This window comes from Streptomyces sp. NPDC044921, assembly GCF_056432865.1.
Window position 1 is genome coordinate 141,109 of sequence record NZ_JBWKIF010000002.1, and the last position, 12,585, is coordinate 153,693.

Sequence of the window (12,585 nt, forward strand, 5' to 3'; positions counted from 1 at the left end):
GAAATCTCAACGACTGGACATCGCCGGCCCCCGCGTCCGGAGGCCGCGGGCGGTGAACCCGGTGGTGTCGACCGGCTGTTCGGGCCGTGACATCGTGGGCCGGGGCGGCGGTGAGGCGCATGACAGGCGCGGACCCGGGGGCCAGCTGCGGCGCACCGCGTCGGCACGACGACCTACGGCACCACCGAGGCCGCCGAGCGGGCGGGCGCCCGGGTCCGCGGGATCCGCAGCCCGCTGTCCGCCACCGACTCCGCCACCGGCGAGCGCTACGGCGTCGGCGACCCCGCCCTGCTGCTCTGGGTGCACCGCGCCGAGATCGACTCCTAGCTGCACCTCCCGCGCCGGTCCGGGCTCCGCCGCACCGACGCCGAGGCCGACCGCCACGTCGGCGAACACCGGCGAAACGCACGCCTGGTCGGGCTCGGCCCCGGCGCCGTACCCGCCGACCGGGCCGGACTGGCGGAGTACTGCGACCGGGTGCGCCCCGAACCGGCCGCCGGGCCCGAGGCACGCGAGGTGGACGACTTCCCGCTCCGCCCCCCGACGCACCCGCTCCTCGTACCGGCGCGCGCGGTGCTCTGGCGGCGTGTGGCACACCTGGCGTACGCCTCCCTGCCGCCGTACGCCCACGAGTTGTACGGCAGAGCGGCCCCCGGACCCGCCGCCGTCACCCGGCAACTGCGCCTCACGGGCCTCCTGCTGCGCCGCGTCCCCGCACGTGTGCGGTGGCAACTGCCTCCCAAACACATCCCGCGCGCCCTGGCGCGGCTCGGCCCGGACGCGCGTCCGGCACCGTACAAACTCGGGCGGTGGGCCGCCATACTGGGTGGGCCAGGGGGCGGGGCGGGCGAACGGCTACCGGGGGGAGCGTCGCGCGAGATGGGGGACAGCAGGCTCATCCACGGCCGGTACCGGCTGCTCGACCTGATCGGGCGCGGCGGTATGGGCGAGGTGTGGCGGGCACGGGACGAGTCCCTCGGCCGGCACGTCGCCGTCAAGTGCCTCAAGCCGCTGGGACCGAACCACGACCACGCCTTCACCCGCGTCCTGCGGGAGCGGTTCCGCCGCGAGGCCCGGGTCGCCGCCGCCCTGCAGCACCGGGGCATCACCGTCGTCCACGACTTCGGCGAGTCCGACGGCGTCCTCTACCTCGTCATGGAGCTGCTGGACGGCCGCAACCTCAGCCAGCTGCTGGAGGACAACAGACAGCACCCGCTGCCGGTCGCCGACGTGGTGGAGATCGCCGAACAGGTCGCCGCCGCACTCGCCTACTGCCACGAACAGGCCATCGTCCACCGGGACCTGAAGCCCGCCAACATCGTGCGGCTCGGCGACGGGACGGTGAAGATCTGCGACTTCGGCATCGCCCGCCTCGGCCACGACATCGGCTTCACCTCGCGCCTGACCGGCACCGGCGTCGCCATGGGGACCCCGCACTACATGTCCCCGGAGCAGATCGGCGGCACCGAGGTCGACCAGCGCAGCGACCTGTACTCGTTCGGCTGCGTCCTGTACGAGATCGCCACCGGCGTACCGCCGTTCGACCTCGACGACGCCTGGGCGATCCTGGTCGGCCACCGCGACACCCCGCCCCGGCCGCCGCGCGAGCACCGCCCCGAACTGCCCGGCTACCTGGAGCGGGTCATCCTCGACCTGCTCGCCAAGGAACCGGACGAACGGCCCGGCGACGCCCGCGAGCTGGCCCGCAGAATCAGCGCCCACCGGGCCGCGCCGGTGTACGTGCCGGCCGTCGTGGCGCCCCGGCCCGCCCCCGGCGCGCTGGCCGGCGCGGGGGGCCGGCTGCCCTCCTGGACGCACGGCATGACCACCGGCCGCAGGGCGGCCGGCACCGCACTGCGCACCACTGCCCCGGACCCGGCGGCCGGGCTGTCCGGCGAGTGGATCGCGCGTCCCGCCATCGGGCCCGTCGTCGAGGAACCCGTCCCCGAGGAGCGGCCCGCCCCGTCCCCCGAGGTCCTCACCGCCCTGGCCGGCCGGCACAACGCGGGCCTGAGTCTCGGCCGGCTCGGCCGCTGGACGGAGGCGGGGGAGGTGCACCGGGCGGTCGCCGCCGAACGCGAGCACCTCCTCGGGCCCGACCACCCCGACACCCTCGCCAGCCGCTACGAGGTCGCCTTCACCCTCAGCCGCACCGGCCGCGCCGCGGACGCCCTGCGCGAGTACAAGCACGTCACCGAGGCCAGGATCCGCACGCTCGGCGCGGACCACCCCGACACCCTGGCCGCGCGCCAGGAGATGGCCTACGTGCTCGGCCAGCTGGGCCGCCCCTTCGACGCCCACCGCGTCTACACCTCCGTCCTCACCGCGCGCGAGCGCACCATGGGCCCGGACCATCCCGACACCCTGCGCTGCCGGCACAACCTCGCGTTCAACCTCAGCCGCCTGGGCCGCCTGGAGGACTCCTACCGCCTGGCCCGGGAGGTGGCCGCCGCCCGCACCCGGGTGCTCGGCCCGGACCATCCCGACACCCTGGTCACCCGCTACGAGGTGGCGTACGCGCTCGGCCAGTTGGGGCGCTGGGCCGAAGCGCTGCAGACCTACCGCGAGGTCGCCGAGGCCCGCCTCCGGGCGCTCGGCGCCGACCACCCGGACACGCTCGCCGCCCGCCACGAGATCGGCATCAGCCTGGGCCGCCTCGGCCGCAGCGCGGAAGCCCTCGACCTCTACACGGCCCTGGCCGAGGATCGCGGCCGGGTGCAGGGCCCCACCCACCCGGAGACCCTGCGGGCCCGGCACGGGCGGTGCGTCAACCTGGGGCGGCTCGGACGCTGGGAAGAGGCCCTGGCCCAGTCCCGCGAGGTGAGCGCCGTCCGCGAGCGGGTCCTCGGCCCCGACCACCCGGACACCCTGGTCAGCCGCCGCGAGGTGGCCGTGGGCCTGGGCTGGCTGGGCCGCTGGGCGGACGCGCTCACCGAGTACCGGCGGGTGGCCGCCGCCCGCGCCCGCGTCCTCGGCGCCGACCACCCCGACACCCTCGCCAGCCGCAACGACGAGGCGCACTGCCTCCAGCAGCTGGGCCACGCCACGGAGGCCGCGGAGCTGTACCGCACGGTGGCGGCCCTGCGCGAACAGCGGACGTCCAGCGGCCATCGGGCCTCGGGCGGTCGCTGAGCACCGCCGGGACTCCGAGGGCCCCTCCGGCGGGCCCCGCCTCCCGCCCGATCAGGACCCGGCGGATCGAAGACCCCGGCGACTGGATCCCAGCGGTCACCGGTGCGGCCGGTGCCGGCCCGAGCGGCCCGCCGCATCCCGGACGAGCTCGACGGCTGCCGGCGGGACTCGCCGCGGAGCGGAGGGCTGCCGGCCGGCCGGAGCGCTCACCGCGTTCCCTCACGGCCCGGTCGCCGCCGCAGCGGGGCGCCGCGCCCCGGCCCGCACCGCCGGCGGACACCGACCCCACGGCCGAGGCTCCGGCCTGCCCGAAGCGGCCCGCCGTGTCCGCCGGAGGCCCCGCGCAGCTCTGGCCGACCCGGATCACCCCGTGTTACGAAGAACCATGACCGCACCCCTGGGACCCCGCGCGCACCGGACGTACGACGCCGTCATCGTCGGCGGTGGCCACAACGGCCTGGTCGCCGCCGCCTACCTGGCCCGGGCCGGCCGCTCCGTGCTGGTGCTGGAGCGGCTGGAGCACACCGGTGGCGCGGCGGTGTCCACCCGGCCCTTCACCGGAGTCGACGCCCGGCTGTCGCGCTACTCGTACCTGGTCAGCCTCCTGCCCAGGAAGATCGTCCGGGACCTCGGCCTGGACTTCCGGGTGCGCACTCGCACCATCTCCTCCTACACCCCCGCCGAGCGCGACGGCCGGCCCACCGGCCTCCTCGTCGGCGGCGGTGAACGGCGCACCCGGGAGGCCTTCGCCCGGCTCACCGGCTCGGAGAGCGAGTACCGGGCCTGGCGGGAGTTCTACGGCATGACCGGCCGCGCGGCCCAGCGGATCTTCCCCACCCTCACCGAGCCGCTGCCCACCCGCGAGGAGCTGCGCGGTCGCCTGGACGACGAGAAGGCCTGGCGGACCCTGTTCGAGGAGCCGATCGGTGTCGCCGTCGAGGAGCACTTCGACGACGACCTGGTCCGCGGCGTGGTCCTCACGGACGCGCTCATCGGCACCTTCGCCGACGCCCACGACCCGTCCCTGAAGCAGAACCGCTGCTTCCTCTACCACGTGATCGGCGGCGGCACCGGCGACTGGGACGTCCCGGTCGGCGGCATGGGAGCCCTCACGGACGCGCTCGCCGACGCGGCCCGCTCGGCCGGAGCCGTGATCGCCACCGGCCACGAGGCACTGCGCGTCGCCACGGACGGCCGCACCGCCGAGGTCACCTACCGCACGGCCGGCGGCGAGGGCACGGTCGCCGCCCGGCACGTCCTGGTCAACGCCTCGCCGCAGGCCCTCGCCGACCTGACCGGCGACACACCCCCCGGCCCCGCCGAGGGCGCCCAGCTGAAGGTGAACATGCTGCTCACGAGGCTGCCGCGGCTCCGCGACAGCTCGGTCGACCCGCGCGAGGCCTTCGCCGGCACCTTCCACATCGCCGAGGGCTACGAGCAACTGGCCACCGCCCACGCGCAGGCCGCCGCCGGCGAGCCGCCCGCCGCGCCGCCCTCCGAGATCTACTGCCACTCGCTCACCGACCCGACGATCCTCGGCCCCGACCTGGCCGAGCAGGGCTACCAGACGCTGACCCTGTTCGGCCTGCACACCCCGGCCCGCCTGTTCGCACGGGACAACGACGCGGTGCGCGAGGAACTGCTGAAGGCGACACTCGCCCAGCTCGACGCCCACCTGGCCGAACCCCTCGCCGACTGCCTGGCCACCGACGCGGACGGCCGTCCCTGTCTCGAGGCCAAGACCCCGCTCGACCTGGAACGCGACCTGGGCCTGCCCGGCGGCAACATCTTCCACCGGGAGCTGAGCTGGCCGTACGCCCAGGACGGCACCGGCCGCTGGGGTGTGGAGACCCGGCACGCGAACGTCCTGCTGTGCGGGGCGGGAGCGGTGCGCGGGGGCGGGGTGAGCGGGGTGCCGGGGCACAACGCGGCGATGGCGGTACTGGAAAAAGGAAACGACTGAATCGCACGCCGATCGAGGGGCACTCCGACAGGACGAGGAGACAAGCAACCGCCGGCCGCCCCGCGCGGACGGTCGCACCACCCCCCGGGAGGCCCTCATGGCCGAGCTCAGCCCGACCGATCTGCAGAAGGCCCTCAAGGGCATGGACTACCCCACGGACAAGCAGCACCTGGTGGAGCGTGCCCGCAGCAACAACGCCGACGAGAAGGTCGTCAGCACCCTCGACGGTCTGAAGGAGAACCGCTTCGACGGTCCGAACGAGGTGCAGAAGGCCGTCTTCAACCAGTGACCCGGAGCCCGTGACCCGGCCGTCTCAGTCGGCCGACGGCGTCCATCCCACCGTTTCGATCCGCGACGCGTCCGCCGGGCGCGCCTCGTCGAAGAGGACGCCGCCGGCCGCCGTCACGCGCAGCCCGTCCACGTAGCAGCCGCGGCCCACGTACAGCCGGTCCGTCGCGTACCGCCAGCGCAGGGTCAGGGCCCGGGCGGCGGGAAGGCGGGCGGCGAGGCGGTGCCAGACGCGGCCCGACCAGCCGGTGACCGAGCCGGACGGACGCGGGACCGGGTCCTCGCCGCGGCGCGACGTCGTGAAGGGCACCGGCTGCCATGTCGTACCGCCGTCGGTGGTGGCCTCCAGGACCAGGACGTCGGCCTTCGGCTCGGTGTCCCACCACAGCGCGCAGTCCAGCCGCGCGCCGCCGGGGGAGGTGTCGAGCGCGGGCAGGGCGAGCGTCGCCGTCGTGGCGGCCGTCATCCCGGAGAACCAGGCCGTGCGGCCGCGCGCGGGACGGACCGGCACGGCCCGTGCCAGGTGGTTCGCGGCGGCCACCCGGGGCGCCGAGCCGGAGCGCCAGCCGCGCACCGGGTGCACGGAGTTGCCGAGCACGACGAGGAACGAGTCGCTCGTCGGGTCGAGCACCAGCGAGGTGCCCGTGAAGCCGGTGTGCCCCGCGGTGCGCGGCGTGGCCATCGCGCCCATGTACCAGTGCTGGTGGAGCTCGAACCCGAGGCCGTGCTCGTCGCCGGGGAAGGCGGTGTTGAAGTCGGTGAACATCAGCCGCACCGACTCCGGCTCCAGGACGCGGGCCCGTCCGTAGGCGCCGCCGTTGAGCAGCGTGCGGCCGAGGACCGCGAGGTCCCACGCGTCGCAGAACACGCCGGCGTGGCCCGCGACCCCGCCCAGCGCGAAGGCGTTCTCGTCGTGCACCTCACCCCACACCAGGCCCCGGTTCAGGCCGGACCACGGCGGGCGCGCGTCCTCCGTCGCCGCGATGCTCGGCCGCCAGGAGGCGGGCGGGTTGTAGCGGGTGCGGCGCAGACCGAGCGGCGCGGTGATCTCCTCGCGCAGCAGGGTGTCCAGCGCGCGGCCCGTGCTCCGCTCCAGCACGAGCTGGAGCGAGATGAGGTTCAGGTCCGAGTACAGGTAGGCCGTCCCCGGGGCGCTGACCGGCTTCTCGTCCCAGATGCGCCGGAGCTTGTCCTCGTACGTGGGGGCGCTGTACAGCGGGATCCAGGAGCGGAACCCCGAGGTGTGCGTGAGCAGCTGCCGGATCGTGACGTCCTGCTTGCCGGCGCGCCCGAAGTCCGGCAGGTAGGAGGCGACCGCCGCCTCCAGCGCCAGCGCGCCCCGCTCGATCTGCTGCACGGCCAGGATCGACGTGAACAGCTTCGACACCGACGCCAGGTCGAAGACGGTGTCCTCGGCCATCGGGATCTGCTGGTCCGGCGGGAACTCCACACCCGTGTCGGTCTTCTCGTCGTAGGCCCGGTAGCGCACCGCCGTGCCGATGGGCCGGTGCAGGGCGACGGTGCCGCCGCGTCCGGCGAGCAGGACCGCGCCCGCGTACCAGGGGTGCGTGGGGGAGGGGTTGAGGAACGCCTCGGCGTCGGCGACGAGGCGGCGCAGGTGGGAGGCGAGCAGTCCGGCCCGGGCGGCGGAGCCGTGCCGCAGGGTGGGCCGCCCGCCTCCCGCCGCCGGGGCGGCTCCGGCCGGTCCGGCCGGCAGCGGGGCGAGGGCGAGCGCACCGCCCAGGGCCAGTCCCGCCCGGCCGAGTCGACGCCGGGTCAGTTCGCCGTTCGCCGGTCTGTCGGTCACCGCGTACCCCTTCGTCCCAGCCGTCTCGCGCGTCCCCCGGAGTATGTCCGCCGCGCCCCCGCGCGAACCGGCCGGGGAACGGGGAAGTCCGCGCACGCGTCTGACGGAACGTCAGAAAACCTCTTCCGTCCTCCGGGGGACTCCGGCATCCTGCGCCCATGCAGACGGAGCTGAGCCAGACACTGGGAATCGAGCACGCCGTCTTCGGCTTCACGCCGTTCCCCGCCGTCGCCGCGGCCATCAGCCGGGCCGGCGGCCTCGGGGTCCTCGGCGCGGTCCGCTACACCGCCCCCGACGAGCTCGCACGCGACCTGGACTGGATCGAGGCGCACGTGGACGGCCGCCCCTACGGCCTCGACGTCGTGATGCCCGCCAGGAAGGTCGAGGGCGTCACCGAGGCCGACGTGGAGGCGATGATCCCGCAGGGGCACCGGCAGTTCGTCAAGGACACCCTCGCCCGGCACGGCGTACCCGAACTCGCCGAGGGCGAGGCGGCCGGCTGGCGCATCACCGGCTGGATGGAACAGGTCGCCCGCGGCCAGCTCGACGTCGCCTTCGACCACCCGATCCGGCTGCTGGCCAACGCCCTCGGCTCCCCGCCCGCCGACGTCATCGCCCGCGCCCACGACCGGGGCGTCCTCGTCGCCGCGCTCGCGGGCAGCGCCCGGCACGCCGTCAAGCACCGGGAGGCCGGGATCGACATCGTCGTGGCGCAGGGGTACGAGGCAGGCGGCCACACCGGCGAGATCGCCACCATGGTGCTCACCCCCGAGGTCGTCGACGCCGTCGCCCCGCTGCCCGTGCTGGCCGCCGGCGGCATCGGCAGCGGACAGCAGGTGGCCGCCGCGCTCGCCCTCGGCGCCCAGGGCGTGTGGCTCGGCTCCCTGTGGCTGACCACCACCGAGGCCGACCTCCACTCGCCCGCCCTGACCCGGAAACTCCTCGCCGCGGGGTCCGGCGACACGGTCCGCTCCCGCGCCCTGACCGGAAAACCGGCCCGCCAGCTGCGCACCGGGTGGACCGACGCCTGGGACGATCCGGCCGGGCCCGGACCGCTGCCCATGCCACTGCAGGGCCTGCTGGTCGCCGAGGCCGTCTCACGCATCCAGAAGTACGAGGTCGAGCCCCTGCTCGGCACCCCGGTCGGGCAGATCGTCGGGCGGATGACCGGCGAACGCAGCGTCCAGGAGGTCTTCGACGACCTCACCCGCGGCTTCGAGAAGGCCGTGGACCGCATCAACCGCATCGCGGGAAGGAGCGGCCCGTCGTGAACACGGTGAGCACATCCCCCGCGGGTTTCTGGGCCCAGGCCGCCCAGGACCCCGGCCGCACGGTCCTCGTCGCACCCGACGGCGAGCAGTGGACCGCGGGACGCCTGCACGCCGCCGCCAACCGGCTCGTGCACGGCCTGCGCGCGGCCGGGCTGGAGCGCGGCGGCACCTTCGCCGTCGTCCTGCCCAACGGCGTCGAGTTCCTCACCGCCTATCTCGCCGCCAGTCAGGCCGGGTTCTACCTCGTCCCCGTCAACCACCACCTGACCGGCCCGGAGATCGCCTGGATCGTCTCCGACTCCGGCGCCAGGGTCCTTCTTGCCCACGAGCGCTTCGCCGACGCGGCACGCGACGCCGCCGACGAGGCCGGCCTGCCGGACACCCACCGGTACGCGGTCGGCACGGTCGCGGGCTTCCGGCCGTACGCGGAACTCCTCGCCGGGCAGCCCGGGTCACCGCCCGGCGACCGCACCCTCGGCTGGGTCATGAACTACACCTCCGGCACCACCGGCCGCCCCCGCGGCATCCGCCGCCCGCTGCCCGGCAAGCCACCGGAGGAGGCCTACCTCGGCGGCTTCCTCGGCATCTTCGGCATCCGGCCGTTCGACGACAACGTGCACCTGGTGTGCTCGCCGCTGTACCACACGGCCGTCCTGCAGTTCGCGGGCGCGTCCCTGCACATCGGGCACCGGCTGGTCCTGATGGACAAGTGGGCACCCGAGGAGATGCTCCGCCTCATCGACACCCACCGCTGCACCCACACCCACATGGTCCCCACCCAGTTCCACCGCCTGCTGGCCCTGCCCGACGAGGTGAAGGCCCGCTACGACGTCTCCTCCATGCGGCACGCCATCCACGGCGCCGCCCCCTGCCCCGACCACGTGAAGCGCGCCATGCTCGACTGGTGGGGGCCCTGCGTGGAGGAGTACTACGCGGCCAGCGAGGGCGGCGGCGCCTTCGCCACCGCCGAGGACTGGCTGAGGAAACCCGGCACGGTCGGCAAGGCCTGGCCCATCAGCGAACTCGCCGTGTTCGACGACGACGGCAACCGGCTGCCGCCCGGCGAACTCGGCACCGTCTACATGAAGATGACCACCGGCGGCTTCTCGTACCACAAGGACGAGGACAAGACCCGCAGGAACCGCATCGGCGACTTCTTCACCGTCGGCGACCTCGGCCACCTCGACCAGGACGGCTACCTCTTCCTGCGCGACCGCAAGATCGACCTGATCATCTCCGGCGGCGTCAACATCTACCCGGCCGAGATCGAGTCGGCCCTGCTCGCCCACCCGGCCGTCGCCGACGCCGCCGTCTTCGGCATCCCGCACGACGACTGGGGCGAGGAGGTCAAGGCCGTCGTCGAACCGGCCCCCGGGCACCGGCCCGGACCGGCCCTCGCGGCCGACCTCCTCGACCACTGCGCCCACCGCCTCGCCGGGTACAAGCGGCCCCGGAGTGTCGACTTCGTCGCCGAGATGCCCCGCGACCCCAACAGCAAGCTGTACAAGCGACGGCTGCGCGCGCCGTACTGGGAGGGACGGACCCGGTCCGTGTGAGGTGGTGTGGCCGCTCCGGCCGCGCGGGGCGGGGTGCCGCCCCACCGGGAGCGGCACCCCTTCCGCGCACCGGTCAGCGGCGCTCGTGCACCCGCAGGACCCTCAGCTGCGGCGAGGACAGGATGTCCCGCTCGCAGAAGCGCGACGTCACCCACTTCTCCTGCGAGAACAGCCGGGTCTGGTCGGCGAAGTGCGGCGACGCGGGGTTCGACGACTGGGAGTACGTCAGCAGCGTGCGCGCCACCGGGCAGCCCGTGCCGTCCCAGCCCACGGCCTGCAGGTGACTGGTCCCGAACGGCACCTCGGGGTAACCCGCGGCGGCGTCCCACACCGGCTCGATCACGTTCCACACGCCCAGCCGGCCCGCTCCGCCCGGCATCGGCAACCGCCTCCCGTCGCGCACGACGTACTGGTGCGCACCGAGCGGCGCGTCGAGCGCGATGCCCGCGGCCCGCAGCTCCGTCACGGTGTCCGCGAGGGCGGTGGCGACACCGGGCTCGTCGGTGTCGAGCGCGCGCGGCGTGCGGACGGGGTCCGCCGCCGAGAAGGGCACCTTCCACAACCGCTCGGCCGGCACGGCCGGTTCGAGCCTGCGCCAGAACCGGTCGAAGAGCAGCGCCCCGCGGCTGCCGGTGTCCATGGTGCGGTCCCACGCCCGCAGCACGCCACAGGCCCCCGACACGTCGACGGCCCTGCCGTCGCTGCCCGTCGCCGAGCCGCCGGGCAGCGCGGCGCAGGCCCGGGCGACGTCCGCGGCGGCGAGGTCGCCCGCGGGCACCCGGTTGGCGAACTGCTGCCGCTGCAGGTCGCCTACCGTCAGGCCGCCCCGGTCCGCCATCCCCGCGACGTCCTCGATGCCCCCGCGGGTGCGCAGCCCGAGTTGCGTGCCCACCGTGCCGAAGATCCGCTCGTAGCCGGTCAGTGGCCGGTCGGCGTTGGTCATCCACGGCGTGCCGTTCATGTTCGCCGCGTACGGCGCGTCCTTCAGGGTCGGCATCCTGCCCGGCCCGAAGATGCCGGGCACGGCGGCGTCCGGGTCGCTGCCGAGGGCGCAGTCACCGCGCGAGCCGTCGAGGATCGCCACGCCGGACGCCGGGTAGGTGCTCCGGCCGAGCTCGGTCGAGCAGCGCTCGGCCAGTTCGTCGGTGATGCGGGGGAGCACCTGCGACTGGGTGTAGAGCGAGTGGCCCGCCCGGTCGGCGGCGATCGTGTTCACCCAGGGGATGCCCTGGTGGCGGGAGAGGGAGGCGAGGACACCGGCCGTGGAACGGGCCTTGCCGAAACCGAGGGAGGTGTCGGCGAAGCGCAGGTTGGCGGCGTTCGGGTCGTGCAGGGCGTACGCCGTCGTCGGCGTCCAGGGCAGCGGCACCTGCGCGCTGAGGGAGGTGACCACGGGGCCGTAGCGGGTCCACCACTGGGTGCGCGTCACCGGCGCGCCGCCCTTCACGGCGACCGTCACGGTCCGTTTCCTCATCTTCTCCGGCTTGCCGTCCACGCGATAGACCGTGGGATCGGCCGGGTCCAGCGTCAGCCGGTGGAAGCTGGCCGGCACGCCGGTCGAGACGGTGTGGCTCCACGCCACGTGGGCGTTGAACCCGATGGCCACCACCGGAAGACCGAGCAGAGTACCGCCGGAGACGTTCAGCTCCCCGGGGATCGACTGCTGCGACTGCCAGAACCGCCGCCCGCCCTGCCACGGGTAGTGCGGGTTGCCCAGCAGCAGACCGCGGCCGTTCGCCGTGGTGTCGCCGCGGAAGGCCACCGCGTTGGAGCCCATGCCCGTTTGGCCCCACAGTTCCCCGGCCGCCCGCGCCACGGCCTTCGCGTCCGGCGCACCGGCGGACCGCGCGGACGGGGCGGGGGCGGTGGAACCGGGCGAGGGCGGCCGCGCCGCCGTGACCGCGTCCACGAAGCGGCCCTCGCCGGACACCGAGGCGATCGCGAGCCCGCGCGCGGCCACGTCGGCTTCGGTGACCGGCCGGACCCAGGAGGCGCCCGCGCAGGCGGGGTCCGTGATCCCGTGCTGCTTCAGCCAGGCGTTGTACCCGGCCGCCCAGCCGCGCATCAGGTCCCGGACCGCACGGCTCGGACCCACCGGCGCCGGCTTCGTCAGGAGCCGCTCCACGGCGCGGGACTCCCGCACGCCGCGGAAGTACAGGTCGCTGGCCAGATTGGTGCGGGCCGCGGACAGGTCGCCGCCCGCGGCGGCGTCGGCGCCGAAGTAGCGGGACCGCTCGCCCCGCAGGGTCACGAACCCGTCGGCCAGCGTGCAGACCTCGTCGGCGGCCTGGGCCCAGCCCGTACCGAAGCCCAGTCCCGCGTAGTTCTCCGCCCGGATGTGCGGGATGCCGTACTCGGTGTAGCGGATGACGGCGGACAGGCCGCCGTGGGACGGGTGTTCCCGCGCTCGCTCCCGGTCCTGGGCCGCGGCCGCGGGTAACGCGGACGCGGCCGTGAACAGGGCCGTGGCCCCGAGGACGAGTCGTCTCCAGCGGGTGCGCATCGAGCCTCCCGGCTTCGTCGAGAAAGGGGCCGGCCGGGTGTGCGCGGTGCGGCGCCCCGGCCGTC

General features: G+C 74.9%; 7 protein-coding genes and 1 pseudogene. 6 read left to right on the forward strand and 2 right to left on the reverse strand.

The genetic code is table 11. The features are described from left to right. Window positions 1-159 precede the first annotated feature (159 nt). The 4 genes and pseudogenes from AC07DA_RS03290 to AC07DA_RS03305 all read left to right on the forward strand — a co-directional run. Window positions 160-810 (forward strand): annotated as a pseudogene (locus AC07DA_RS03290) (oxygenase MpaB family protein); the annotation flags it as partial. Between the two features lie 69 nt (window positions 811-879). Continuing rightward, window positions 880-3,132: a serine/threonine-protein kinase gene (locus tag AC07DA_RS03295; RefSeq protein WP_479124697.1), complete on the forward strand. Its 2,253-nt coding sequence runs from the start codon at window positions 880-882 to the stop codon at window positions 3,130-3,132. A 385-nt stretch (window positions 3,133-3,517) separates the two neighbouring features. Continuing rightward, the gene (locus AC07DA_RS03300) at window positions 3,518-5,095 is read left to right on the forward strand and encodes a phytoene desaturase family protein (protein WP_479124131.1); all 1,578 of its coding nucleotides are present in this window, start codon (window positions 3,518-3,520) and stop codon (window positions 5,093-5,095) included. 97 nt (window positions 5,096-5,192) lie between these two features. Next, entirely contained in the window at window positions 5,193-5,384 is a 192-nt protein-coding gene (locus AC07DA_RS03305) for a DUF2795 domain-containing protein (RefSeq protein WP_479124133.1), read from the forward strand. Between the two features lie 24 nt (window positions 5,385-5,408). Here AC07DA_RS03305 and AC07DA_RS03310 read toward each other — a convergent pair whose 3' ends face one another. Further along, complete coding sequence (locus AC07DA_RS03310; protein ID WP_479124134.1) at window positions 5,409-7,190, reverse strand: serine hydrolase domain-containing protein; 1,782 nt, start codon at window positions 7,188-7,190, stop codon at window positions 5,409-5,411. 158 nt (window positions 7,191-7,348) lie between these two features. On the opposite strand from AC07DA_RS03310, the gene AC07DA_RS03315 reads away from it, so the two are divergent. Continuing rightward, window positions 7,349-8,461, forward strand: coding sequence for an NAD(P)H-dependent flavin oxidoreductase (locus AC07DA_RS03315; protein WP_479124135.1), 1,113 nt, complete (start codon window positions 7,349-7,351; stop codon window positions 8,459-8,461). 5 nt (window positions 8,462-8,466) lie between these two features. Beyond that, window positions 8,467-10,017, forward strand: coding sequence for an acyl-CoA synthetase (locus tag AC07DA_RS03320; RefSeq protein ID WP_479124698.1), 1,551 nt, complete (start codon window positions 8,467-8,469; stop codon window positions 10,015-10,017). 73 nt (window positions 10,018-10,090) lie between these two features. Here the strand turns inward: AC07DA_RS03320 and AC07DA_RS03325 are convergent, their stop codons facing one another. Next, window positions 10,091-12,520 (reverse strand): penicillin acylase family protein, encoded by a 2,430-nt coding sequence (locus AC07DA_RS03325; RefSeq protein WP_479124137.1) that lies wholly within the window; start codon window positions 12,518-12,520, stop codon window positions 10,091-10,093. Window positions 12,521-12,585 lie beyond the last annotated feature (65 nt).

Bases quoted from the DNA above. Each gene is read 5' to 3' on its own strand.
- AC07DA_RS03295 (WP_479124697.1), top strand. From the start codon at position 880: ATGGGGGACAGCAGGCTCATCCACGGCCGGTACCGGCTGCTCGACCTG.
- AC07DA_RS03300 (WP_479124131.1), top strand. From the start codon at position 3,518: ATGACCGCACCCCTGGGACCCCGCGCGCACCGGACGTACGACGCCGTC.
- AC07DA_RS03305 (WP_479124133.1), top strand. From the start codon at position 5,193: ATGGCCGAGCTCAGCCCGACCGATCTGCAGAAGGCCCTCAAGGGCATG.
- AC07DA_RS03315 (WP_479124135.1), top strand. From the start codon at position 7,349: ATGCAGACGGAGCTGAGCCAGACACTGGGAATCGAGCACGCCGTCTTC.
- AC07DA_RS03325 (WP_479124137.1), bottom strand. From the start codon at position 12,520: ATGCGCACCCGCTGGAGACGACTCGTCCTCGGGGCCACGGCCCTGTTC.